Source organism: Agrococcus carbonis (assembly GCF_900104705.1).
Lineage (GTDB): Bacteria > Actinomycetota > Actinomycetes > Actinomycetales > Microbacteriaceae > Agrococcus > Agrococcus carbonis.
Window position 1 is genome coordinate 2,140,647 of the sequence record NZ_LT629734.1, and the last position, 23,742, is coordinate 2,164,388.

At 74.8% G+C, this 23,742-nt stretch carries 19 protein-coding genes and 1 tRNA gene; 11 read left to right on the top strand and 9 right to left on the bottom strand.

Features of this window, described 5'->3' with window-relative positions; all coding sequences use genetic code 11:
• Positions 1-261: 261 nt before the first annotated feature.
• Both BLT67_RS10365 and BLT67_RS10370 read left to right on the top strand, forming a co-directional pair.
• Complete coding sequence (locus BLT67_RS10365; protein WP_092666945.1) at positions 262-4,032, top strand: ATP-binding protein; 3,771 nt, start codon at positions 262-264, stop codon at positions 4,030-4,032.
• Positions 4,029-4,394 (top strand): hypothetical protein, encoded by a 366-nt coding sequence (locus tag BLT67_RS10370; RefSeq protein ID WP_157674322.1) that lies wholly within the window; start codon positions 4,029-4,031, stop codon positions 4,392-4,394. The genes BLT67_RS10365 and BLT67_RS10370 overlap by 4 nt, the downstream gene beginning before the upstream one ends.
• Before the next feature lie 25 nt (positions 4,395-4,419).
• Here BLT67_RS10370 and mscL read toward each other — a convergent pair whose 3' ends face one another.
• Genes mscL through BLT67_RS10385 form a run of 3 tightly spaced genes read right to left on the bottom strand, consistent with a single transcriptional unit; the run spans position 4,420 to position 5,746 of the window.
• Complete coding sequence (gene mscL, locus BLT67_RS10375; protein WP_092666947.1) at positions 4,420-4,830, bottom strand: large conductance mechanosensitive channel protein MscL; 411 nt, start codon at positions 4,828-4,830, stop codon at positions 4,420-4,422.
• Between the two features lie 40 nt (positions 4,831-4,870).
• Positions 4,871-5,143, bottom strand: a complete 273-nt coding sequence (locus BLT67_RS10380) for an FmdB family zinc ribbon protein (RefSeq protein ID WP_092666948.1) — start codon at positions 5,141-5,143, stop codon at positions 4,871-4,873.
• Between the two features lie 3 nt (positions 5,144-5,146).
• Positions 5,147-5,746, bottom strand: a complete 600-nt coding sequence (locus BLT67_RS10385) for a 5-formyltetrahydrofolate cyclo-ligase (RefSeq protein WP_092666949.1) — start codon at positions 5,744-5,746, stop codon at positions 5,147-5,149.
• 180 nt (positions 5,747-5,926) lie between these two features.
• On the opposite strand from BLT67_RS10385, the gene BLT67_RS10390 reads away from it, so the two are divergent.
• The 5 genes from BLT67_RS10390 (at position 5,927) to BLT67_RS10410 (ending at position 11,028) form a co-directional block, all read left to right on the top strand.
• Positions 5,927-8,188 carry an LLM class flavin-dependent oxidoreductase gene (locus BLT67_RS10390; RefSeq protein ID WP_092666950.1) on the top strand — a complete coding sequence of 754 codons (2,262 nt, stop codon included), beginning with the start codon at positions 5,927-5,929 and terminating at the stop codon, positions 8,186-8,188.
• Between the two features lie 49 nt (positions 8,189-8,237).
• Positions 8,238-8,654 carry a DUF1003 domain-containing protein gene (locus BLT67_RS10395; protein WP_231945471.1) on the top strand — a complete coding sequence of 139 codons (417 nt, stop codon included), beginning with the start codon at positions 8,238-8,240 and terminating at the stop codon, positions 8,652-8,654.
• A gap of 40 nt (positions 8,655-8,694) precedes the next feature.
• A complete protein-coding gene (locus BLT67_RS10400) occupies positions 8,695-9,354 on the top strand; it encodes a GNAT family N-acetyltransferase (RefSeq protein ID WP_092666951.1) in 660 nt (219 codons plus the stop codon).
• Between the two features lie 62 nt (positions 9,355-9,416).
• Complete coding sequence (locus BLT67_RS10405) at positions 9,417-10,610, top strand: hypothetical protein (RefSeq protein WP_092666952.1); 1,194 nt, start codon at positions 9,417-9,419, stop codon at positions 10,608-10,610.
• A 342-nt stretch (positions 10,611-10,952) separates the two neighbouring features.
• Positions 10,953-11,028, top strand: a tRNA-Ala gene (locus tag BLT67_RS10410).
• Between the two features lie 119 nt (positions 11,029-11,147).
• Here the strand turns inward: BLT67_RS10410 and BLT67_RS10415 are convergent.
• The 3 genes from BLT67_RS10415 to BLT67_RS10425 form a co-directional block, all read right to left on the bottom strand.
• Complete coding sequence (locus BLT67_RS10415; protein ID WP_092666953.1) at positions 11,148-12,473, bottom strand: MFS transporter; 1,326 nt, start codon at positions 12,471-12,473, stop codon at positions 11,148-11,150.
• A 116-nt stretch (positions 12,474-12,589) separates the two neighbouring features.
• Positions 12,590-13,774 carry an NAD(P)/FAD-dependent oxidoreductase gene (locus BLT67_RS10420; RefSeq protein WP_092666954.1) on the bottom strand — a complete coding sequence of 395 codons (1,185 nt, stop codon included), beginning with the start codon at positions 13,772-13,774 and terminating at the stop codon, positions 12,590-12,592.
• A 140-nt stretch (positions 13,775-13,914) separates the two neighbouring features.
• A complete protein-coding gene (locus tag BLT67_RS10425; RefSeq protein ID WP_092666955.1) occupies positions 13,915-14,298 on the bottom strand; it encodes a hypothetical protein in 384 nt (127 codons plus the stop codon).
• A gap of 36 nt (positions 14,299-14,334) precedes the next feature.
• Between BLT67_RS10425 and BLT67_RS10430 the strand changes: the two genes are divergently transcribed.
• Positions 14,335-14,550 (top strand): hypervirulence associated TUDOR domain-containing protein, encoded by a 216-nt coding sequence (locus tag BLT67_RS10430; protein ID WP_092666956.1) that lies wholly within the window; start codon positions 14,335-14,337, stop codon positions 14,548-14,550.
• An 81-nt stretch (positions 14,551-14,631) separates the two neighbouring features.
• Here the strand turns inward: BLT67_RS10430 and cydB are convergent, their stop codons facing one another.
• Positions 14,632-15,690: a cytochrome d ubiquinol oxidase subunit II gene (gene cydB, locus BLT67_RS10435; RefSeq protein WP_092666957.1), complete on the bottom strand. Its 1,059-nt coding sequence runs from the start codon at positions 15,688-15,690 to the stop codon at positions 14,632-14,634.
• A 14-nt stretch (positions 15,691-15,704) separates the two neighbouring features.
• Positions 15,705-17,306, bottom strand: coding sequence for a cytochrome ubiquinol oxidase subunit I (locus BLT67_RS10440; RefSeq protein WP_092666958.1), 1,602 nt, complete (start codon positions 17,304-17,306; stop codon positions 15,705-15,707).
• 161 nt (positions 17,307-17,467) lie between these two features.
• Between BLT67_RS10440 and BLT67_RS10445 the strand changes: the two genes are divergently transcribed.
• A complete protein-coding gene (locus BLT67_RS10445) occupies positions 17,468-17,833 on the top strand; it encodes a BlaI/MecI/CopY family transcriptional regulator (protein WP_092666959.1) in 366 nt (121 codons plus the stop codon).
• Between the two features lie 2 nt (positions 17,834-17,835).
• The gene (locus BLT67_RS10450; protein ID WP_092666960.1) at positions 17,836-18,657 is read left to right on the top strand and encodes a M56 family metallopeptidase; all 822 of its coding nucleotides are present in this window, start codon (positions 17,836-17,838) and stop codon (positions 18,655-18,657) included.
• A gap of 201 nt (positions 18,658-18,858) precedes the next feature.
• On the opposite strand, the gene BLT67_RS10455 is transcribed toward BLT67_RS10450, so the two are convergent.
• Positions 18,859-22,944, bottom strand: a complete 4,086-nt coding sequence (locus BLT67_RS10455; RefSeq protein WP_092666961.1) for an ATP-binding cassette domain-containing protein — start codon at positions 22,942-22,944, stop codon at positions 18,859-18,861.
• Between the two features lie 126 nt (positions 22,945-23,070).
• Between BLT67_RS10455 and BLT67_RS10460 the strand changes: the two genes are divergently transcribed.
• Complete coding sequence (locus tag BLT67_RS10460) at positions 23,071-23,730, top strand: arsenate reductase/protein-tyrosine-phosphatase family protein (RefSeq protein WP_092666962.1); 660 nt, start codon at positions 23,071-23,073, stop codon at positions 23,728-23,730.
• Positions 23,731-23,742 lie beyond the last annotated feature (12 nt).

Below are 23,742 nucleotides of genomic sequence, written 5' to 3' on the forward strand. Positions count from 1 at the left end.
TCTGGGTCTTGCGGGCCTCGGGCGCGACCCCGACCAGCGCACGAGCGTCCGAGCACCTTCCCGCGGCGCGGGAGCGGGGTGCGCTCACGGCACGTCCAGCCATCAAAGGTAACAACGTTATAACGATGTCACAAGGGTGAGGGCGGGATGCGGTGGCCCGCCGAGGGCGCGATCCGGCCCGCGCGCGGGGTCGGCGCGCGATTCTGCGCCTGCCCGCAGTGTCACCCGGCCCGGCGCGCAGAGCGCGGCTATCGTGACTGCGTGCGCGAAGAAGAGATCGAGATCCAGGCCGACACGCCCGTCGACCCTGCGGCGCGCGACACCCGCGAGCTCGACGCGGACGAGCCGGTGACCGGCGACGCCCACCCGTCGAGCGCCCCCGGTCCCGACCGTTCGCTCACCGCGCCCTCGGTCCCCGCGCCCGAGCCGCAGCCGGCCAAGCGCGAGGGCGAGTGGGAGGCGTGGGCGGAGGCGCTGCGCCGCGTCGGCGGACGCAGCCCCCTGACCGACTTCATCGACACGACCGCGACGCGCATCGAGCTCTCCACGACGCATCCCGGCGGGCTCGCGCAGTTCATCACCGGCCGCCCGACGGCCCTCTCGAGCCTCATCCGCGACGACCTGGCGCTGCGCGCCGCGCGCGGCGCCGCCGCCGCGATCGCCTCGAAGGGCGTCGAGCTCGCCGCCGCCCGCTCGATCGACGCCGTGCACCTCGGCATCGGCATGGCCCGCTTCCCGCACACGGGCCGCGACGGCGCGGTGCGCGAGATCTACGGGCCCGTGCTGCTGCGCCCGCTCGTCGTGCGCCGCCGCGGCCGCGACTTCGAGCTGCAGCTGCTCGGCCGTCCCTTCGTCAACCCAAGGCTCGCGAGCCTGCTGCGCGGCCACCACGGCGTGCGGCTCGACGAGCGCCAGCTGGTCGAGCTCGGCTCCGGCGAGGGCACGTTCACCCCCAACGCGGTGCTCGACGCGCTGCGGCAGGCCGCGGCGCACGTGCCGGGCTTCACCGTCGAGGCGCGGCTCCTCGCGTCGACCTTCGCCGACGTGGGCGAGCCGATGGCCGCCGACCTGCAGCAGCAGGAGCACGACGTGCTGGATGCGGTGCGCGGCGACGAGCAGGCGGCCTGGCGGCTGCGCGAGGGCCGCAGTGGCATCGACGAGACGCCGCAGGACGAGCGCGATCCCGAGATCGACCGGCTCGTGCTCGACGCCGACGGCGAGCAGGACGCGGTGATCGCCGAGGCCGCCGCCGGCAACTCGCTCGTCGTCGAGGCGCTGCCCGGCACGGGCCTCACGCAGACGCTCGTGAACGTCATCGCGGCGCTCGTGGGCGACGACAAGCGCGTGCTCGTCGTGAGCCCCCGCCGCGCGACGCTCCGCGACATCGCCGACCGGCTCGCCGCGACGAAGCTCGAGGCGCTCGCGGTCTCCGAGGCGACGCTGCGCCGCGACCTCATCGCGGCGATCCGCCGGATCGAGGGCAGCGCGCGCCCCGACACCGCCGAGATCGACGAGGCGATGCTGCGCCTGCGGAAGGTGCTGCTCGACTACCGCGCCGCCCTGCAGCGCGTCGACCCCGAGCTGCACGTGAGCGTGCTCGACGCGCTCAAGGAGCTCAGCCGCCTCTCGATGCTGCCGACGCCGCCGTCGACCCGCGCGCGGCTCAGCGAGGAGGCCACGCGCCGGCTCGCGACCGACCGCCCGCGCGTCGCCGCGACGATGCGGAAGGCCGCCCAGCTCGGGCAGTTCCGCTACGGCCCGAGCGACACCCCCTGGTACGGGGCGTCCTTCGAGACGAGCGCCGACGCATCCGCCGCCTTCGAGGATGCGAAGGCGCTCGCCGACGGCGACCTGCAGGCGCTGCTGAAGCAGGCGAAGGAGGTCGTGGGCGCCACGAAGCTGCGGCCCGCCGCGACGCTCGCCGAGCTCGGCATCCAGGTGGCGCTGCTCACCGACGTGCGCGCGACGCTCGACGTGATGACGCCGGCGATCTACGACCGGCCGCTCGGCGAGCTCATCACCGCGACCGGCCCGCGCCGCGAGGCGCTGCAGTCGCTCGGCGCGATGCAGCGGCGGCGCCTCAAGAAGCTCGCCGAGGAGTACGTGCGGCCCGGCGCTCACGTGCCCGACCTGCACGACGTGCTCACCGCCGCGCAGCAGCAGCGGCGGCTCTGGGCGCGGTTCGCCCCCGACGGCTCGATCCCGACCGTGCCCGCGGGCCTCGCGGCGCTCGACGCGCGCCTGCGCGACGTCGTGCGGCGCCTCGACCACCTCGATGCGGCGCTGCGTCCCGACGTGCGCAGCGTCGACCTGTCGCCCGCCGACCTCACCGAGCGGGTGGCCGAGCTCGCCGCGCCGAGCGATGCGCTGCAGAACATCCAGGAGCGGGCCGAGCTCATGGCGTCGATCGAGCGCCTCGAGCTCGACGCGCTGCTGACCGACCTCGCCGACCGGCACGTCGCCGACGACCAGGTCGAGCACGAGCTCGACCTCGCGTGGTGGCAGTCGGCGCTGCAGTCGATGCTCGGCCGCGAGCGCGCGCTGCTGCGCGGCAACACCGAGGTGCTGCGCCGCCTCGAGCAGGACTTCGCGCTCGTCGACGAGGCGCACGTCGACGCCTCGAGCGCGCGCCTCGCGCACCAGATCGCCCAGCAGTGGCGACTCGCCGTCGACGACCACCAGGGCGAGGCGGATGCCCTGCGGCGCCTCATCAAGGCCGGTCCCGTCGACGCCGACGAGCTGCAGCGCGTCGCCGGGCACCTCACCCGCTCGCTCGCGCCCGTGTGGCTCGCGTCGCCGTACGACCTGCACCGGGTGCCCAAGCGCATCCCCTTCGACGCCGTGCTGATCGCCGACGCGGGGGCGATCACGATCGCCGAGGCCGCGGGCGCGATCAGCCGCGCGCGCCAGGTGATCGCGGTCGGCGACTCGGCGACGCAGACCCCGGCGCCCTTCGACGTCGGCATCTCGGCGCTCGGCATCCGCCCGAGCGAGGAGCTCGCGACGCCCGACGAGCTGCACGCCGAGTCGGCGCTCTCGCGGCTCGGCGCCGTGCTGCCGAAGCTGCACCTGACCCGCTCGTACCGCACGGGCGGCGCCGACCTCGTGACCGCCGTGAACGAGCGCTTCTACGAGGGCCGCATCGACGCGCTGCCGTGGGCGGGCGCCTACCTCGGCCACGCGTCGCTCACCGCCTCGGTCGTCCAGGGCGCCTACGGGCTGCCCGAGCAGGGCGCCGCGACGGTCGAGAGCCCCGACGCCGAGGTCGATCGGGTCGTGCAGCTCGTCGCGCAGCACGCGCGCACGCGCCCGCACGACTCGCTCATGGTCGTCACCGCCAACGAGAAGCACGAGGTGCGGGTGCAGCAGGCCGTCATGGCGGCGCTCGCCTCGAACTCGTCGCTCACCGACTTCGTGGTCGCTGACCGCGACGAGCAGTTCGTGATCGTCGACGTGACGCACGCGAGCGCGCTCAGCCGCGACCGGGTCATCTTCTCGGTCGGCTACGGCCACACGAGGCACGGCCGCAACGTCGACTTCGGCACGCTCGGCCAGCCCGGCGGTGAGCGCCTGCTCGCCGTGGCGATGACCCGCGCGCGCAAGTCGCTGCACATCGTCACCTCCTTCGACGCCGCGAACCTCGACCCCGAGCGCCTCGACCACGGCGCGGCGCAGCTGCGCGAGATCCTGCTCGACGCGGCCTCGGAGGGCCCGCCCAAGTCGTTCTTCGGCGGCGACCCGCTCATGGTCGACCTCGCGACGCGCCTGCGCCGCCGCGGCCTGCGCGCCGACGTCTCCTACGACGGGCAGCTGCCGCTCGTGGTCGCGAACGGCGGCATCTGCGCGGCGATCGAGGCCGACCACGACGACGGCGACCGCACGCTGCGCGAGGCGCTGCGCCTGCGCCCCGAGGTGCTGCGCCGCTTCGGCTGGCACACGATGCGCGTGCACGCCTTCGAGCTCTTCACCGACCCCGAGGGCGTGGCCGACCGCATCGCCGAGCTCGTCGGGGCGGATGCGTCGCGGTCATGACCGCTGACGGCCCGGCCGAGCGCGGGGCTGGCACGGCCGACGAGCCGGAGGCTGCCGCCGCTGGGGGCGCTGCCGCTGCCGCTGGTGGCATGGAGGCCGCCGAGTCCGCTGCCGCCGCTCGCGGCCCTGCCGGTGGCGCTGATGGCGCCGAGGCCGCGGAGCCCGCTGCGGCCGCCGGGCGTGAGCCGGGTGCGCCGGCCGACGAGCCCGAGCCGACTCCTCCGCTCGTCATCCGCAAGCGCGGGCGGCGCGTGACGACCGAGCCGCCGCCCGGCTACACCGCCGAACCGGCGCTCGAGCGGCAGCAGTCGAGCGAGAACGACGCCCGCTTGCGGGGCGACGTCCCGCCGCACTGGGGCTGACGCATCCGCCCGCGGGCAGGCCGCGTCAGAGGCGCGGCGTGCTGCCGGGCGCGGCCGGCCCGGGTGCCTGCTGCGCGCGCAGCAGCTCGCGGATGTCGTGCAGGATGTCGACGTCCGTCTCGACCGGCTCGTCGGGCTGGATGCCCTTGCGGCGGTCGTTGACCTCCTTGAGCTTCGCCATCGGGAAGATGAGCGCGAAGTAGACGACCGCGGCGACGATCAGGAAGTTGATGATCGCCGCGAGCAGCAGGCCGATCTTGAACGGACCGACCGTCGCGTCGGCGAGGTCGTCGGCGTCGAACGCCATCGCGATGAGCGGATCGATGATCGCCTCGGTGAACGCGGCGATGATCGCCGCGAACGCCGTGCCGATCACGACCGCCACGGCCAGCTCGATCACGTTGCCCTGCATCAGGAACTTCTTGAAGCCCTCCATCGGGCCCTCCTTCGGTGTGCCGGGTGCAGCGCGATCCCGATCAGGCGGTCGCGCCGCCTCCACTGGTCGTGGAGCTCTTGGCGGCGGGCTGGGAGCCGCTGGCAGCGGGAGCGGATGCGCTGCCGGCCCCCGACGCGCTGCGCGAGTCGGTGCGGTAGAAGCCCGAGCCGTTGAACGTCACGCCGACCGTGCCGTACTGCTTGCGCAGCGCGCCGCCGCAGGCGTCGCAGACGGTGAGGGCCGGCTCGTCGAAGCCCTGGCGGGCGTCGAAGGCGTGGCCGCAAGCGGTGCAGGCGTAGGCGTAGACGGGCACGTGTCAGCTCCTGGTGGCGAGGGGGTGGATCCCGGACGGCGTGACGACGCCGTCGACGGGCTGGTCGTAGCCCGCATGGGGGACGCTGTCGAACAGCTCCTCGTCATGCACCACGGCGTAGACCGGTGGACATTCTCTCATGGCGGCGATCGTCTTGTCGAAGAATCCGCGGCCGCCGCCGAGCCGTGAGCCGTCGCGGCCGGCCGCCGTCGCGGGGATGAGCATGAGGTCGACCGACTCGAGCTCGGTGGGCGGGAGCGCGTCGCTCGTGGGCTCCGGCATGCCGAGCGTGGCCTCGATCGTCTCGGTGCCGTCGTGCTCGGCCCAGTCGAGGAGCCCGTCGGGGCGGATGACCGGCAGCAGCACGCGGATGCCCTGCTCGGCCGCCCAGGCGAGGTAGCCGCGGGTGTCGGGCTCGTCGGGCGTCGAGAGGTAGGCCGACACGGTGCGGGCGCCGAGCTCGGTCGTGAGCCGCTCGAGGTTCGCGGTGAGCTGCGCCGAGCGCTCGGCCGACCATCCGGGGCCGCGCTCGGCCCGCTCGCTGCGCAGCCGCCGGCGCAGCGCTCGCTTGGCATCCTCGATCGCCGCCTCGTCGTCGCTCACGGCCCCGAATCTAGCGGACCCCTGCAGAGCGGACCCCCTGCACGGCGAGCGGACCCGCGCTCGGAGGCCCGCTCGGCGCACGCCCGTCGGCTCGAGGCGGGCGCTGCGGCCTCCGCGCGGCCGAGCGGCGGCGGACGAGCCCGCGGAATGCCGGATGCGGCGGCGGGGGTTGCACCTGTCATGGACTACGGCCACCCGATCGAGTTCGGCGTCTTCATCACCCCGACGAACCAGGAGCCGCACGCGCCCGTGCGGCTCGCTCAGGCGGCCGAGACGGCGGGCTTCGACCTGGCGACCTTCCAGGACCACCCCTACCAGCCGGCGTTCCACGACACGTGGACGCTGCTGACGTGGGTCGCGGCGCAGACCAGCACGATCCGCATCGGCCCGAACGTCGCGAACGTGCCGCTGCGACAGCCGGCGGTGCTCGCGCGCAGCGCCGCGAGCCTCGACCTGCTCTCGGGCGGCCGGCTCGAGCTCGGCCTCGGCGCAGGCGGCTTCTGGGACGCGATCGAGGCGATGGGCGGCGAGCGGCTCACGCCCGGCCAGGGCGTCGACGCGCTCGCCGAGGCGATCGCCATCATCCGCGCCCTCTGGAGCACCGGCGAGCGAGGGGGCGCCCGCGTGGACGGGCAGCACCACCGCGTGGCCGGGGCCAAGCGCGGGCCCCGCCCCGCGCATCCGATCCCCCTCCACATCGGCGCGTACAAGCCGCGCATGCTGCGCCTCACGGGGCGGCTCGGCGACGGCTGGCTGCCGAGCCTGGGCTACCTGCAGCCCGGCGACCTCGCGCGCGGCAGCGCCGCGATCGACGAGGCGGCGGCACGGGCGGGCCGCGAGCCCCACGAGATCCGGCGGCTGCTGAACATCGGCGGCGTCTTCGCCGACCCGGCGAAGACGGCGCAGCTGGTCGACCTCGCGCTCGAGCACGGCACGAGCACCTTCATCGTCGCGACCGACGACCCGGGCACCATGCAGCGCTTCATGGCCGAGGTGGCGCCGGCGGTGCGCGAGCAGGTCGCGACAGCGCGGCGCGAGCGCGGCACGGACACCGCGCCCCGTCCGTCGGCGGCGTCGCTCGCGCTGCGCGCCGAGGGCATCGACTACGACGCGGTGCCCGAGAGCCTGCGCGGCACCGCCGTCGAACCCGGCTCCTGGGCCTACCCCGACCGCCGCAGCACCTACCTGCGCGGTGGCGAGCCCGGCATCATCCTGCGGCCCACCGGCCCGGCGCAGGTGGCGGATGCGCTCGCCTACGCCCGCTCGCAGGGCGCGGCCGCGGGGCGGGTGGTGCTGGGCATCCGCTCGGGCGGCCACGGCATCTCGGGGCGCTCGACCAACGTCGGCGGCATCGTGATCGACCTCGGTGCGCTCGACCGCATCGACGTGGTGGATGCGTCGCGGCGACTCGTGCGCATCGGCGCCGGCGCGACGTGGGGCGAGGTGGCGCGGGTGCTCGACGAGCACGGCTGGGCGATCTCTTCCGGCGACTTCGGCGGCGTGGGCGTCGGCGGGCTCGCCACCGCAGGCGGAGTCGGCTTCCTCGGCCGCGAGCACGGGCTCACCATCGACCACCTCGAGGCGGTCGACGTCGTGCTCGCCGACGGCTCGCTCGTGCGGGCGAGCGCCGACGAGCACCCCGAGCTGTTCTGGGGGATGCGCGGCGCCGGCGCCAACCTGGGCGTCGCCGTCGCGTTCGAGATGGTCGCGCAGCCGGTGGGGGAGATCGGCTTCGCGCAGCTCGCGTTCGATGCGAGCGAGACGGCCGACTTCCTCGAGCGCTGGGGCGCGGCGACCGAGGCGAGCGAGCGCGTCGTGACGCCCTTCCTGCTGCTGGGCCGCGACCAGCCGGGGCGGACGAGGGTCGCGCAGGCGATGATCGCGGTCGACGCATCCAACCCCGAGACCATCGTCGAGCACCTGCAGCCGTTCGCGATGGTCGCGCCGCTCGTGGGCCAGCAGGTCGTGCGCACGCGCTACGCGGGCGTGATCGACAACGCGCCCGGCGGTGCGCACCAGGGGCAGGGCGAGCCGACGACGCGCTCGGCGCTGCTCGGCGCGATGACCCCGGAGGTCGCGAGGGGGCTCGCGCGGTTCCTCGACGCGGGCACCCACTACTTCTTCCAGATCCGGGCGATGGGCGGGGCGATCGGCGACGTGCCGCCGGATGCGACGGCGTTCGCGCACCGCGACGCGCAGTACTCCGTCATCGCGTTCGGCATGGACCGCACGCGCCTCGACGCCGCGTGGGACACGCTCGTCGCGCCCCACGCATCCGGCCTCTACCTCTCGTTCGAGACCGACCCGCGGCCGGGCCGCCTCGAGGACGCGTTCCCGCCCGCGACGCTCGCGCGGCTGCGGGCGCTCAAGGCCGAGGTGGATCCCGAGAACCTCTTGCGCGACAACTTCAGCGTCGTCGCCGATGACGCGCTCTCGGCGTAGGGCGGCGACCGCGCCTCGGGCGGGGCTGGGCCGGGTCTAGCATCTGGCCATGCCCCGACCTGAGGACAACTGGCACTCGCGCCACAAGGACGATCGCACGTTCGGCCAGCGGGCCGCCGACGTGCTGCGCAACGGCATGGGCTCGTGGACCTTCATCGGCGTGTTCCTGCTGCTCATGGTCGCGTGGATGGTGCTCAACGAGCGGTGGGTCGGCTGGGATCCGTTCCCGTTCATCCTGCTCAACCTCATGCTGAGCCTGCTCGCGGGACTGCAGGGGGCGATCCTGCTGATCTCGGCGAAGCGGCAGGACGCCATCTCCGCCGCGCTCGCGCAGCACGACTTCGAGACCGACGTCGCGGCCGAGGAGGAGATCGCGCGGCTGATGGAGATCAACCGGCAGCAGCTCGCGCTCATCGAGCAGCTCGTCGCGGCGCAGGCGGAGCGCGATCGGGCCGCCGACGGCTGACGCGCGCGCGTCCACATCGCAGCCGTCGTAGGCTCGCACTGTGTTCGACAGCGCCCCGCGGCTCACCCATGGCGCCGTCACCGTGCGCGGCATCAAGCTGCGCGACGCGCGGGTGCTCGAGGCGGAGCTCGTCGCGAACCGCCCGTGGCTCGAGCGCTGGGAGGCGACGCTGCCGGGCACGCGCCCGAGCGGCCGCTTCGACACGCGCTCGTCGATCCGTTCGCTGCTCGAGGCCGACCGGGAGGGCTCGGGGCTCGCGTTCGCGATCGAGGTCGACGGCGAGTTCGCCGGGCAGCTGAACGTCGCCAACATCTCCGGCGGCGCGCTGGCCTCCTCGACGCTCGGCTACTGGATCGCGCGCCGGTTCGCCGGCCGCGGCGCCACGACGACCGCCGTCGCGCTCGTCGCCGACCACCTCTTGCTCGCGCGCGGCCTGCACCGGGTCGAGGTGTGCATCCGCCCCGAGAACCTCGCGAGCCTGCGCGTGGTCGAGAAGCTCGGCTTCCGCTACGAGGGGTGCCGCCGCCGCTACATCCACATCGACGGCGACTGGCGCGACCACCTGTGCTTCGCGCTCGTGCGCGAGGAGCTGACCGAGCCGCTGCTCGACCGCTGGCTCGGCGGCCGGGTGCCGGAGTTCGACCGCTCGGTGTACCCGGTGCCGATCGGCGGCGACCCCCGAGGTGCGACTTCCACCTGAGGGTGAACGAACCGCCGCGCGCCCTCGCGGCACCGCGCTCGATCGCCACTACCGTGCAGGGCATGCCAGAGTTCGCAGGTCTCGGGACGAGCGTCGTCCTCGTCATCGCCGTCGTGCTCTGGGTCGCATACCTGGTGCCCGTGTGGACCCGCAAGCGGGAGTACCTCGCGACCGAGCGCAACGCCATCCGGCTGCAGCAGACGCTGCGCATCATGGCCGAGTCGGCCGAGGCGCCCGAGGAGGTGCAGCTCGAGGCCGACGCCCGCACGATCGCGGTGCAGCAGAAGGCGGTGGCCAAGGAGGCGCGGCTCAAGCAGGCGATGGAGCACGCGAAGGCCGTCGCCCGCGCCCGCGAGCTCGACGAGCAGATCAAGGCGGTCGAGCGCGAGGTGCGCGCGGCCGTGAAGTCGAGCGTGTCGCGCGCGCAGCGCCTGCGCCGCACGAGGCTCGCGTGCTTCGCGCTCGTGCTGCTCGGCGTCGCGGCGCTCGCGGCCGGGGCGCTCGTGGCGGGCCTGCAGGTGCTGCTCGCGCTCGGCGCCGCCGTCGCCGTGCTTGGCGTCGTGGGGCTCGTCGCCGTCAACGCTTCGGCGGTGCGGATGCGTCGGGTCGCGGCCGCGACCGCGCCGCGCGTGCGCGACCTGGTCGAGGCGCGCGCGGTCGCCGCCCAGGCCGTCGCGTCGGAGGCCCGCGTCGCCGAGCAGATCGTCGCGCGGCAGGCGCTGCGCACCGAGGACGTGCTCGAGTCGCGCTCGTGGACGCCCCAGCCGGTGCCCGAGCAGCGGCTGCGCGCCGAGTACCAGCCGAGCGCGAGCGACGAGCTGCTGCGCCGGGCGCGCGAGCGCCTCGCCGAGGACCGCCGTGCGATCTCGGGCCCGCTCGCGCGCGTCACGCCGCTCGAGCCGACCTTCGACGACCTCGTCGAGGGGGAGCGCGCGGCGTCGAGCGGCACCGATCGCCGGCTCGCGCCGACCGCCCCCGCGCTGCCCGTGCGGGAGGTCGAGCTCGCTCCGGCACCCGCCGACCGCGCGCCGCAGGTCGAGCCCGCCGCGCGCTACGAGCAGGCGGTCGCCGCAGCGCACGCCCTCGACGTCACTCGAGCAGATGCGCCGCTCGAGACGCAGACCGACGAGCACATGATCATCGCCGGCGCCGGCACGGCTCCCGCCGCCGGCTCGAAGTTCGCCTCGATGGGCCTCGTCGACGACGACCTCGGCGGCATGGACGTGCACGAGGCGTTCCTGCGCCGCGTCGGCTGAGCGTCCCCCGCAGGTCGAGGAGCGCTCGGCCGCAGGCCGAACGCGTCGCCCCTCCGCAGGTCGAGGACCGCGCGGCGCAGCCGCTCGCGTCACGAGACCGCATCCACTCCCGTCGCCGCCCCATCGGCGCAGCCGCTCGCGTCACCTGCGTAGGTCGAGGAGCGCGCGGCGCAGCCGCTCGCGTCACCTCCGTAGGTCGAGGAGCGCGCGGCGCAGCCGCTCGCGTCACCTGCGTAGGTCGAGGAGCGCGCGGCGCAGCCGCTCGCGTCACGAGACCGGAACCACCCAGCCCCGGCCCCGATTTCGCACATCGCCGCGGTGTCCGATAGCATTGCTCGGTCCGGGCCCGTGGCGCAGTTGGTAGCGCGTCTCGTTCGCAATGAGAAGGTCGGGGGTTCGATTCCCCCCGGGTCCACCACAGGAAGCCCCGCCATCCGGCGGGGCTTCCGTCGTCTCGCGGGCGGGCGCGGTCGCCTCCTCGCCGGCGGCGTCTTCGACTCGCTCGCTTGTGCCGTCGCGGCCCGCCGGATGCGGGCGTCAGCCGCGGCGCTCGGCCCCGAGGTCGTCGAGCTCGGCGTCGTGCGCAGCCGCGCCCGCGCCCGCCGCCGACCTGGCTCCGGCAGCGGCGCGCTCGGCCGCCGCGGGGCCGGCCGGCCCGTGCTCGCCCGCGTCGTGCTCGCCCGCGTCGTGCTCGACCGTGTCCCGCAGCCGCGGCGACCACAGCAGCGCGAGCAGCGAGAGCGCGGCGCACACCGCCCAGGCCGTCAGCGCGGCGGGCACGACGCCGGTCGTGTCGCCGATCCATCCGATCAGCAGCACGACACCCGCGGCGGCGACGTAGGTGACGCCCGCGAAGAGCGAGGCGAGCGCACCCTGGCGTGCCGGGCTCGTGTCGCGGGTGAGCGCGACGAGCGACATGCGGTGCGCCGTGCCGACGCCGGCGCCGAGCAGCGCGAAGCCGACGAGCGCGAGCCACGCGAAGTCGAACGCGACGGCGCCGCCGATGCACGCGATGCCCGTAGCGATCGCGACGAGCCCGCTCGCCCACGGCGCGTGGCGCGTGAGGGGCGCCGAGGCGAACTGCGCGAGCGCGCAGGCGACGAGCATCGTGATCGGGCCCCACGCCTGCACGGCGGGCTGACCCAGCTCGTTGAAGATCGTCGCGGCGAGCACGGTGCCGATGCTCACCGAGATCCACGCGATCGAGCCCGTCACGATCATCCGCAGGGCACGGCGGTCGATCCGCAGCGTCGCGGGCTCCCCGGCGACCACCGCGAGGGATGCGCGGTTCTGCGCCCGCCGCATCCGCAGCACGACGCCGCCGGCGAGGAGCAGCAGCGCGAGCGCGGCCGCGTGCGCGATCGAGAACACGGCGGGAGCGGCCGTCTCGAGGGTGCTCACGAGCAGCTGCGCGCTGCCGGCGCCGAGCACGGCGCCCACGCTGTTGCCGGTCGCGGTGACCGCGCGCCCCGGCGCGCCGATCGCGGCGACCATGAGGGCGGATGCGGCGCCGGTGCCGAGCCCCGTCGACAGGCCCGCGAGGGCGCGGCCGATGAGGATGCTCGACTCGGTGCCGAGCAGCACCGCGACGTCGCACGCGAGCATCGCCGCGAGGCTCGCGAGCAGCAGGGGAGCGGCGAACCGCGACCAGCGCGGCCGCGCGAGCACCGCGAGCACGACCGCGAACACCGCGATGTACAGGCTGAAGGTCAGGGAGAGCACCGAGGGAGGCATGCCGAGCTCGTCGCGGAAGATCGGCAGCATCGGGTAGGCGGAGTTCGTGCCCGCGAGCAGCATGGCGAACGACGCCGCGGCGAACGCGGCCTGCGCCATCGCCAGGCGCCGGCTCCCGGAGTGGCCCATCGGGCCAATCTAGCCGGTGTCAGACAAGCGCTCGGGGCCCGGGTGCGAGCGGCGCGCCGTCGGCCTCGCGCCCCCGGATGCTGCGGCGGCTCACCGCACCGCCGCGCTGCGCCGGCTCATCGCACCGCCGCGCTGCGCCGGCTGCCGACGCTCTCGCGGATCGTCGCGGAGGCGTCCCAGTCGTTGACGTGCATCGCGGCGACGACCTCGTCGCCCCGCACCCAGAACGCGTGGAACGCGTCGCCGGCGAGCGCATCCGTCGACCCCTCGATGTCGACGCGGTCGTAGCCGGCGGGGCCGGGGTTGCCCCAGTACTCCATGCCGAGGTCGTACTGGTCGGTGAAGAAGTAGGGGAGGCGGCGGTAGGGCTCGTCGCCGCCGAGCAGCACGGCGGCCGCGGCCTTCGCCTGGCGCTTGGCGGTGTCCCAGTGCTCGACGCGGATGCGTCGGCCGAGCACGGGGTGGTCGTGCGCTGCGATGTCGCCGATCGCGAGGATGCGCGGGTCGGAGGTGCGGAGCGTCGCGTCGACCGCGACGCCGCCGCCCTCCTCGCGGGCGGCCATCGCGAGGCCCGCCTGCTCAGCGAGCTCGATCTGCGGGGTCACGCCGATCGCGGCGATGCGCACGTCGGCGCCCCGCAGGTCGTCGGGGGTTACCTGGGTGCTCAGGCGCAGGTCGACGCCGTGGCCGCGGTGCAGCTCGGCGAAGACGGTCGCGACCTCCGGGCCGAGCACGCGCTGGAGGGGGAGCGCGGCGGTCTCGAAGACCGTCACCTCGGCGCCGGCCGTGCGGGCGGCGGCGGCGACCTCGAGGCCGATCCAGCCGGCGCCGACGATCGCGACCTTCGTGCCCTCGGCGAAGGCCTCCTTGAGCCGCGTGCTGTCCCCGACGGTGCGCAGCGTCACGAAGTCGTCGACGCCCTCCATGCGGAGGGACCGCGGGGCGGCGCCGGTCGCGAGCAGCAGCTGGTCGTAGGGCACGTCCTCCTCGGCGGTGCCTTCGCCACCGGCGGCGTCGGTGGCGGATGCGGTACGCACGACCCGTCGGTCGCGGTCGATCGCGGTGGCGCGCGTGCCGAGCCGCAAGGAGACGTCATGCTCGGCGTACCAGGGCTCGGGGTGCACGAGCGCCTCGTCGAACGGCTGCGTGCCGAGCAGGTAGCCCTTCGACAGCGGCGGCCGCTCATACGGCGGCGTCGCCTCGGCGCCGATGAGCGTGAGCGGGCCGTCGTAGCCCTGCTGGCGGAGCGCGGTGGCGGCGGTCGCCCCCGCGAGCCCCGCCCCGATGATCACGATGCCCATGATGTGGCCCTTCGTCGAGACCGCTGGTGCTCGACAGTAGACACCCGATCGATTCTTTCGTCAAGGATCGTGTCTGTTAGAAGCCGACGCGAGAAGGGGCCTCGCAGCCGTGCCGGAAGCGCCGCCGGGCGGTGGTCGCGTCAGCTGAGCAGCGGCAGCAGCGAGAGCGCGAAGCCGACGGCGCCGACGACGCAGAGGATGCCGCCCACGAGCAGGAGCATGCGCGGCATCGCGGGCGGGTGCAGGCGCACGCGGCGCGCATCGCGCGAGCTCACCAGGGCCTCGTGCTCTCCGGCCCGCAGGTGCGCCTCGGCGCCGCGCAGCCTGCGCTCGTGGAACTCACCGCCGGTGTACCAGCGGGCGACGGCCCCGCGCGGCCCGGGCGCGACCACGATCGAGACGGGCAGCCATGCGCCGTCGCGGTGCCGCATCCACCACCCCATGAGCAGCAGCGGGATGCCCATGCCGAGGCCGACCCACGAGAGGAGCTCGCCGATGCCGGCGGCGGAGTCGAGCGGCGTCACCGCTCAACGGTAGCGGCGGTGGGGCATCATGGCCGCATGGCTGCGCGATACGAGGTGGGCGACCACGTGAGCTGGAACTCGGAGGCGGGGCGGATCCGCGGGCGCGTGACGAAGGTGCACACGCGCGACTTCGAGTTCAAGGGGCGCACGCGGCACGCGAGCGAGGACGAGCCGCAGTACGAGCTCGAGAGCGACAAGACGGGAGCGGCCGCGGCGCACAAGGGCTCGGCGCTGACGCGCTTGCGCTCCTGAGCCGCGGTCGTCGCCGCAGAGTTGCGGCGAGTCGCGTGTTCGAGCGTCGAACGGACGCGACTCGCCGCAACTCTGCGTCCGCTACGCCCGCGGCGCCGCCGCGTCGCGATCCCGCAGGATCGCCGGCAGCACGATGTGCGCCTCGGGGATCATGCCGGGCGTGACGCGCTTGCGGAAGACCCAGTAGCTCCACGACTGGTAGCCGATGATGATCGGCAGGCTGATGGCCGTGATGGTCGTCATGACCCCGAGCGTGTAGGTGCCGCTCGCGGCGTTCATGAGCGTGAGGTCGAACGCCGGGTCGATCGTCGAGGGCAGCACCTTCGGGAACATGCCCGCGAAGACGGCCGCGACGCCGAACACCCCGAACGCGGCGTAGCCGATGAACGCCCGCCCCTCCGAGCGGCGGCGCGCCTGCATCCAGCCGTACGCCCCGCCGACGACCGCGAGCCCCACGAGGGTCCACGACAGCAGTGTGCCGCCGTGCTCGAGCTGCACCCACACCGCCCAGATCGCGGCCGGCACGAGGCACAGCGGCGCCCAGCGGGCGGCGAAGTCGGCCGAGCGCTCGCGCACCGCGCCGTCGGCCTTGAGGCCGAGGAACGTCGCCGAGTGGGCGAGCGCGTACCCCACGACCGCGAGCCCGCCGACGATCGCCGGCCACCCGAGCCACACGAACGGCCCGCCGACGCGGTCGCCGTTGTCGTCGATCGGCAGCCCGAGCGAGGTGAGCGCGAGCATCGCGCCGACGCAGAACGCCGCGATGAGCGAGCCGACGCCGATGCCCGCCGTCCAGAGGCCTCGCCAGCGGGCGGTGTGCACCTTGCCGCGCCACTCGATCGAGACCGCGCGCAGGATGAGCCCGACGAGCGCGATCGTGAGCGGCACGTAGAGCACCGAGAAGAGCGAGGCGTACCACGCGGGGAAGGCCGCGAAGGTGCCGGCGCCGGCGGTGATGAGCCATACCTCGTTGCCGTCCCAGACGGGGCCGATGGTGTTGAGCATCACGCGGCGCTCGCGCTCGTCGCGGGTCGCGAAGAGCATGCGGATGCCGACGCCGAGGTCGAATCCCTCGAGCAGCAGGTAGCCGATCCACAGGACGGCGATGAAGACGAACCAGGTGATCGCGAGCGGTTCCATGGTCACTCCTCGAATCAGTACGCGAACGCGAGCACGTCGTCGCGCCGGTCGTCGGGTCGGTCGGATGCGTCGTGGTCGTCGCCCGCGCCGTCGTCCGGCGCGTGCGGGGCCAGCTCGGGCATCGCGCTCGCGACGCCCCCTCGCACGTACTTCGCGAGCAGGAAGAGCTCGACCACCATGAGCACCGCGTAGACGCCCGTGAGCGCGATGACCGAGAACAGCAGCTCGCCGGCGCTCACGCCGGGGGAGACGGCGGCGGCCGTGAACATGAACACGCCGTCGATGCCGGAGGGGTCGGGGTTGGGCGCGACGACGAACGGCTGGCGGCCGATCTCGGTGAAGATCCAGCCCGCGATGTTGCCGGCGAAGGGCGCGAGGATGCCGAGGATCGCGAGGCGCATGATCCAGGGCGAGGTCGGCACCGTGCCGCGGCGTGTGAGCCACAGCGCCACGACCGCGCCGAAGGCGGTGATCGCGCCGAGGCCGATCATGAGGCGGAAGCCCCAGTAGGTCACCCACATCGGCGGCACGTAGTTGACCTCGGTGCCCGCGAACGAGCCGTAGAGCTCGTCGTCGGGGATCGTCTCGCCGTACTGGTCGACGTAGTGCGGCTCGAGGTCGGTGATGCCGGGCATGTCGGCGCCCCACTCGCCGGTGCCGAGGAAGCCGAGCACGCCCGGGATCTCGATGAGCGTGATGACGTCGCGGCAGTCGGTCGAGCCCGGGTCGCCGATCGAGAGCACCGAGAACGCCGAGCCCGTGTGGCACGCGGCCTCGGCGGAGGCCATCTTCATCGGCTGCTGCTCGTACATGAGCTTGCCCTGCCAGTCGCCCGTGATGCCGGTGCCGCCGAAGGCGACGATCGCGAGCACCGCGCCGAACCGCAGCGACCAGAGCCACACGCCGTGGTCGGCCTTGTCGCGGCCCGCGACCGACGGTGCCTCTCCGATGACGACGCGACCCGACGCATCCGTCGTGTCGATGCCGTCGTGGCGGCGCCGCCACAGGTGGTACCAGCTGATGCCGATGAGGAACATGCCGGCGACGATGAGCGAGCCGAAGATCGTGTGCGTGAAGGCGGCGAGCGCGGTGTTGTTGGTGAGCACGGCCCACAGGTCGACCATGACGGGGCGGCCGTCGACGAGCTCGACGCCGACGGGGTGCTGCATCCACGAGTTCGCGACGATGATGAAGTACGCCGAGAACCACGAGCCGATCACCGCGCAGTAGAGCGCGGCGAGGTGCAGGCCCTTGCGCAGGCGCCCCCAGCCGAAGATCCAGATGCCGATGAAGGTCGACTCGGCGAAGAACGCGAGCAGGCCCTCGAGCGCGAGCGGGGCGCCGAAGACGTCGCCGACGAAGCGCGAGTACTCGCTCCACGCCATGCCGAACTGGAACTCCTGCACGAGGCCCGTCGCGACGCCGAGGATGAAGTTGATCAGGTAGAGCTTGCCCCAGAACTTCACCATCCGGAGGAACTTCTCGTCGCCGGTGCGCACCCAGATGGTCTGCATGACGACGATGGCCATGCCGAGGCCGAGCGTGAGCGGCACGAGCATGAAGTGGTAGACGGTCGTGATGCCGAACTGCCACCTGGCGATGTCGAGGGCTTCCACTCCGCGGCCTCCTTCTACGGCGCGTAGAACTGTTTCTACTCAGCATAGAAGAACTTCGACGGTTTGTAGAACCCCGTGTACGATCGGGGTGTGTCGGATGCGCGGGTCGCGTCCGGCAGGATCGTGACCGGTCGGTCGGGGACCGGCGGAGGAGGCGCAGCATGGGGACGCTCGGCGAGCTGGAGCGCGCGGTGATGGACGCCGTGTGGGATGCCGCCGCGCCCGTGAGCGCCTATGACGTGCAGGCGCAGCTCGCCGAGGCGGGGCGCGACCTCGCCGCGACGACGCTGCTGACCGTGCTCTCGCGCCTCGAGAAGAAGGGCTTCGTCGCCTCCGATCGCGCGGTGCGGCCCTACCGCTACGCGGCCGTCGCCTCGCGCGCCGACCACGTGGCCGAGCTCATGCACGAGGTGCTGCACGAGTCGCACGACCGCTCGGCCGTGCTCGAGCGCTTCGTCGGCAGCGTGTCCGCCGAGGACGCGGCGGTGCTGCGCGAGCTGCTGCGCACGGCGGGCAGCCGGGGCTGATCGTGCCGGGCGGGGCGGCGGCCGGGCTGGAGGGCGCGCTCGTCATCCCCCATGGCGCGGTCGTGTGGGGCGCCGCCATGCTGTGGCTCGTCTCAGTGCTGCTCGCATGGCCGGTGCCGGTGTGGCTCGCGCGTGCCGCGTGGCCCGCCCGGGCCCCCGTGGTGGCGCTGCTCGTGTGGCAGGGCGTCGGGCTCGCCGGTGGGCTCTCGATGATCGGCGCGCTCGCGCTCTCCGGGCTCGCGCTCGCGCCAGGGCTGTCGGGCAGCGCCGGGCAGCTGTGGGCGCTCGTCCCGGCGATCGCCTTCGCCGCCTACCTGCTCGTGCACCTCGCGGTCACGATCGTGCAGGTCACGAGGCAGCGCCGGCGCCACCTGGCCCTGCTCGACCTGCTGTCGTCACCGCATCCGACCCGCGCGCGCACGCGCGTGCTCGACGACGCGGTGCCCGTCGCCTACTGCCTGCCGCGCGGCGCGGGCTCGGTGACCGTGCTCTCGCAGGGGCTGCTCGACCGGCTCGACCCCGACGAGCTCGTCGCCGTGATCGCGCACGAGCGCGCGCACGTCGAGCAGCGGCACGACCTGCTGCTGCTCGCGTTCCGCGCCTGGCGGGCGGCGCTGCCGTGGTTCCCGATCGCCGCGCTCGCCGATGCCGAGGTCGCGGCGCTCGTCGAGATGCTCGCCGACGACCACGCCCGCCGCGAGGTGCGGGACGAGGTGCTCGCGCGGGCGATCCTGCACGTGGGCGCGAGCGGGGTGCCGGGCGCCGAGGTCGAGATGGCCGGGTCGACGCGGGGGAGCGACCGCTTCAAGCGGCTCGTCGCGTAGCGCTCGTCTGCGCGTTCGCCCGCCGGTCGGGCGCTGTTCGGCCGCTGCGGCTTGGCTGACGGTGGTCGGGCCAGCCGTTCGTCGACCGGCGGAGGGGCCGCTCGAGCCCGCCGGGCGGCCCCGGGGCCTCAGGACCGGTTGACGAGCGAGCGGCTTCGGCCTCGGGCGGTCGGCGTCGGGCGGTCGCCGGCTGCGGTTCGATCAGGGGAGGCGCACGAGGGCGTCGCCGGGCTCGCGGTCGGCGGCGCGGTGCGAGACGAGGATCACCGCGCGATCGGCGGTGGCGGCTCGCACGTCGGCCATCATGACGGATGCGGTGGGCGCGTCGAGGTGCGCCGTCGGCTCGTCGAGCAGGATGAGCTCGGCACGCGTCAGCAGCGCTCGCGCGACGGCGAGGCGCTGGCGCTCGCCCCCGGAGAGCGCCGAGCCGCCGGCGCCCACCCGCGTGTCGAGGCCCTCGGCGAGCGTGCCGAGCAGCGGCGCGAGCCCCGCTTGCGCGAGCGCGTCGCGCATCGTCGCCTCGTCGGGGGCATCGGCGCGGGAGCGGGCGAGCAGCAGGTTGCCGCGCAGGGTCGAGTCGAAGACGTAGGCGTCCTGCGGGCACCAGGCGACGGTCGAGCGCCAGGCGCGCTCGTCGAGGTCGGTGAGCGGGCGGCGCTCCTCGGAGGCGTCTCGAGATGACGCGATGTGTGCGTTCCGCGGCGCCGAATGCGCGCTTCGAGCCCGGTCGCGCGGGTATCCGGCATCGCGGCCACCCTCGGCGAGGATCGCGCCGCGCTCGAGCGGCAACGCTCCCATGACGGCCGACAGGATCGTCGACTTGCCCGAGCCAGAGGGGCCGTCGAGCACGAGCCAGCGGCGCGCCTCGGCGCGGCCGGAGACGCCCGCGACCGCGGGGCGCTCGGCGCCGGGGTAGCGCACCGCCACGTCGGCCAGCTCGACTGCCGTCACGGGCGCCGGGGGCGGGGCGTCGCCCCACGCGGGGGCGGGCGCGGGCCGCAGCACCGGTCCGAGCCGGCCCAGCAGCGCGCGCATCGCCGGCACGCGGTGCACCGCGGCGACGAGATCGGTGAGCGGCTCGAGCAAGGCGAGTGCGAGCAGCGCGATGACCGACGCGCCCTCGCCCGAGAGCTCCGGCGCAAGGGCGGGCACGAGCACCGCGAGGGCGGTCACGGCGACCGTGACGACCGCCGTGCCGAGGCCCGCCGACCATGCCGCACGGCGCTCGGCGAGGGCGAGGCGATCGGCCGCGTCGTCGAGCTGCCCGAGCGCGACGCCCGCGACGCCGTTGCCCCGCAGGTCGAGCGCCGCCGACGCGAGGGCGGCGGTGCCGCGCACCATGTCGCTGCGTGCGGCGACGCGCGCCGCTGCCGCGCCGCGCTCCGAGACGATCGCGAGGGCGGCGCCGGCGGCGGTCGCGAGGATCAGGGTCGCGAGCACGACGGCCAGCAGCTGCGGCGCGACGAGCGCGGTCGTGATGCCGGTGCCGGCGATCACGAGCACACCCACGCCGATCGGCGGCAGCACGCGCGGCAGCTGGTCGCGCAGGTCGTCGGCGAGCGTGACGAGGTAGTCGAGCGGCGCGCCGCCCTCGAGCAGCCGCCGCGACCCTGCGCCGCGCGCGGCGATCGCGCGCCATAGCCGCAGCCGCAGCCCGTCGACGGCGCGGAATGCCGCGTCGTGCGTCAGCAGCCGCTCGGCGTAGCGCCCCACCGAGCGGAAGATGCCGAACGCGCGCACCCCCACGATCGCGACGAGCAGCACCATGATGTGCTCCTCGATGCTCGCGCGCACGATGAGCCAGCCCGACACCGCGGTGAGCGCGAGCCCGAAGCCGACGGCGAGCGCCGCCATCGCGATCGAGGCGGCCCAGCGGATGCGGTGCCCGCGCAGGAGGGCGCGGAGCGTGAGGCGGCCACCCGCCGGTCGAGTAGGCGCCGGAGGCGCCGTATCGAGACCCGCCGTCGACGAGGCAGCCGCCCCCTCCGCTGGTCGAGTAGGCGCCGGAGGCGCCGTATCGAGACCCGGGCCGTTCGCCGCTGCGAGGGTCTCGTGACGCGTGCGGCCTTCGCCCGCGCGCTCCTCGACCGACGAGGGGACGTCCTCCGCTGGTCGAGTAGGCGCCGGAGGCGCCGTATCGAGACCCGCCGTCGACGAGGCAGCCGCCCCCTCCGCTGGTCGAGTAGGCGCCGGAGGCGCCGTATCGAGACCCGGGCCGTTCGCCGCTGCGAGGGTCTCGTGACGCGAGCGGCCTTCGGCCGCGCGCTCCTCGACCGACGAGGGGGCCTCTTCCGCTGGTCGAGTAGGCGCCGCAGGCGCCGTATCGAGACCTACCGCTGCCGTCTCGATACGCGCGCTTCGCGCGCTACTCGACGAGCGTGCTGGGGCGCCGGCTGCGAGGGTCTCGTGACGCGGGGGGCCTTCGGCCGCGCGCTCCTCGACCGACGAGGGGGCGGTACCGACGCGCAGGGTCATCGTCGCGAGGGCGGTCGTCTCGGGCTCGTGGCTCGCGAGCACCACGACGCGGCCAGGCGCCCTGCGGAGGATCGCCGCGCGCACGCGATCGGCCGACTCGCGGTCGAGGTGCGCGGTCGGCTCGTCGAGCACGAGCACGCGCGCGCCGGCGTCGGCGCGGGCGAGCGCGCGGGCGACCGCGAGCCGGCGCTGCTCGCCGGGGCTGAGCTCGGGCACCGCCGCATCGGCGACGTGGCCGAGCCCCAGCTCCTCGAGCGCCGCGATCGGATCGGCGCCGTACAGCGCGAGCTCGTCGCGCGGCGTGTCCGCGAAGGCGCGCGGGGCCTGCGGGGCCCAGCCCACCGCATCCGCCCCCGTGCCGACGACGCTGCCGCCGACGTGCGCGTCGGCGGGCAGAGCGCCCGTCAGGGCGGCGAGCAGCGTCGACTTGCCCGCGCCCGAGGGGCCGGCGACCGAGACGATCCCCTCGAGGTCGGCGCTGATGCCCGCGAGGGTGGGGGTGTCGCGGCCGGCGTAGTGGACGGTGAGGTCGGTGAGGCGGATGCGGGGGGTAGCGGTGGGGGTCTCGTGACGCGTGCCGCCTTCGGCGGCGCGCTCCTCGACCGACGAGGGGACGGTGGCGGCGGTGGGGGTCTCGTGACGCGTGCCGCCTTCGGCGGCGCGCTCCTCGACCGACGAGGGGACGGTGGCGGCGCCGGGGGTCTCGTGACGCGTGCCGCCTTCGGCGGCGCGCTCCTCGACCGACGGGCTGGCCGTGCGGACGTCCGCGCGCGCCGGCCGGCGCAGGATCTCCTGCGCGCGCTCGAGCGCCGCGAGGCCGTCCTGCGAGGCGTGGAAGGCGGTGCCGACCTGGCGCAGCGCGCTGTAGGCCTCGGGCGCGAGGATGAGCGCGAGGAGCGCCGGCTCGAGCTCCATCGTGCCGTTCAGCAGCCGCAGGCCCAGGAAGACCGCGACGATCGCGACCGAGATCGTCGCGACGAGCTCGAGCGCGAGCGCCGAGAGGAACGCCCAGCGCAGCGTCTCCTGCGTGCGCTCGCGGTAGCCGCGCTGCAGCTGCTCGAGGGCGGCCGCCTGCTCGTCGACCCGGCCGAGCCCGACGAGCACCGGCAGGCCGCGCGCGAGCTCGGCGAGGTGGTCGGCGAGCCGCGTGAGCGCCGAGAGCGCCTCGTCGGTGCGCTGCTGCGTGTGCTTGCCGATGAGCACCATGAAGAAGGGGATGAGCGGCACGGTGAGCACGATGATGACGGCGCTCAGCCAATCTGCGCCGAGCACCCGGATCCCGACGAGCAGCGGCACGACCGCCGCCGCGATCGTCGCCGGCAGCGACTGCACGTAGTAGTCGTCGAGGTCGTCGAGGCCGTCGCTCGCGAGCACCGCCGTGCCGCCGCCCGCGACGTCGCCGTCGGCGAGCTGCCGCCACAGCCGCCCGCGGATCGAGCGCTTCACGCCGATCGCGATGCGCCGCGCCGCGACCGACGTGCCCCACTCGGCGCCGGCGCGCAGCACCGCGCCCGCGAGCCCCAGCACGACGATCAGCCGCGTGGTCTCGGCCGAGAGGTCGCCGGCCGTGAGCGCCGCGATCCCGCGGGCGACGGCCTCGGCGACGAGCACGAGCCCCGCCGCGCGGAGCGCCGCGAGGAGCCCCAGCAGGTAGACCTGCGACCGCGGCACGGGCCCGAGCGCCGGGCGGCGGAAGCCGGGTGCGGATGCGGTGCGCTCGGCCTCGATGACCCAGGGATCGACCGAGCGCGCGGGCCCCTCCGGGGCCGCCTCGCGCTCCTTCGGGGTGCTGTCGGCCGGTCGCGCGCTCACCCGTCCATCCTCCCAGACCGGCACCGGCGCGCCGCGGGCGTCCGCTGCGAGCGCACACCTCAGGAGACGCCGAGATCTCGCGTCGTCGGGTCGCGGCGACGGCGACCTCGGCCGTAGCCTCGCCCCATGCCGGAGCCGTCGCCACCCCGAGACGCGGATGCGTCGGGCGACGACGCGGTGTTCCGGATCCTGACCGTGTGCTCCGGCAACCTGTGCCGCTCGCCGCTCGCCGAGCAGCTGCTCCGGGCCCGGCTGTCGTCGCCCGAGTGGCGGGACCTCGCGGCGGTGGAGGTTGCGAGCGCGGGGACGGTCGCCCGGGACGGCGAGCCGATGGATGCGCGCGCCGCGGGCGAGGCCGACCGGCTCGGCCTCCGCGACGCGGGCGTGCACCGCACGCGCCGGCTGCGCGCGGAGCACGTCGAGCGCGCCGACCTCGTCGTCGCCATGGCGCAGGAGCACCGCGCCGCGTGCGCGCGGCTCGTGCCGTCGGCGACGCGGCGGACGTTCACGCTCCCGGAGCTCGCGGCGATCCTCACGTCGCTCGCTCGCGCCGACGCCCCGCCGCTCGAGCAGGCGACCGGCGCGGGCGGTGCGGCGCGGCTGCGCGCCGTCGTCTCGGCGGCGGGCGTCGAGCGGGGCATGATGCCGCCGTGGCAGGGCGACGAGCTCGACATCGCCGACCCCTTCCGCCGCGGTCGGCTCGCCCACCGGAGGACCGCTCGAGCGGTCGACGGCCACGTCGCCGTCGTCGCGGAGCGCCTCAGGGAACTCGCGCAGAGACGCTGAGCCAACCCTTCG

Bases quoted from the DNA above. Each gene is read 5' to 3' on its own strand.
- BLT67_RS10395 (WP_231945471.1), top strand. From the start codon at position 8,238: ATGCCCCGACCTGAGGACAACTGGCACTCGCGCCACAAGGACGATCGC.
- BLT67_RS10405 (WP_092666952.1), top strand. From the start codon at position 9,417: ATGCCAGAGTTCGCAGGTCTCGGGACGAGCGTCGTCCTCGTCATCGCC.
- mscL (WP_092666947.1), bottom strand. From the start codon at position 4,830: ATGGAGGGCTTCAAGAAGTTCCTGATGCAGGGCAACGTGATCGAGCTG.
- BLT67_RS10390 (WP_092666950.1), top strand. From the start codon at position 5,927: ATGGACTACGGCCACCCGATCGAGTTCGGCGTCTTCATCACCCCGACG.
- BLT67_RS10420 (WP_092666954.1), bottom strand. From the start codon at position 13,774: ATGGGCATCGTGATCATCGGGGCGGGGCTCGCGGGGGCGACCGCCGCC.
- BLT67_RS10415 (WP_092666953.1), bottom strand. From the start codon at position 12,473: ATGGGCCACTCCGGGAGCCGGCGCCTGGCGATGGCGCAGGCCGCGTTC.
- BLT67_RS10430 (WP_092666956.1), top strand. From the start codon at position 14,335: ATGGCTGCGCGATACGAGGTGGGCGACCACGTGAGCTGGAACTCGGAG.
- BLT67_RS10370 (WP_157674322.1), top strand. From the start codon at position 4,029: ATGACCGCTGACGGCCCGGCCGAGCGCGGGGCTGGCACGGCCGACGAG.
- cydB (WP_092666957.1), bottom strand. From the start codon at position 15,690: ATGGAACCGCTCGCGATCACCTGGTTCGTCTTCATCGCCGTCCTGTGG.
- BLT67_RS10445 (WP_092666959.1), top strand. From the start codon at position 17,468: ATGGGGACGCTCGGCGAGCTGGAGCGCGCGGTGATGGACGCCGTGTGG.
- BLT67_RS10460 (WP_092666962.1), top strand. From the start codon at position 23,071: ATGCCGGAGCCGTCGCCACCCCGAGACGCGGATGCGTCGGGCGACGAC.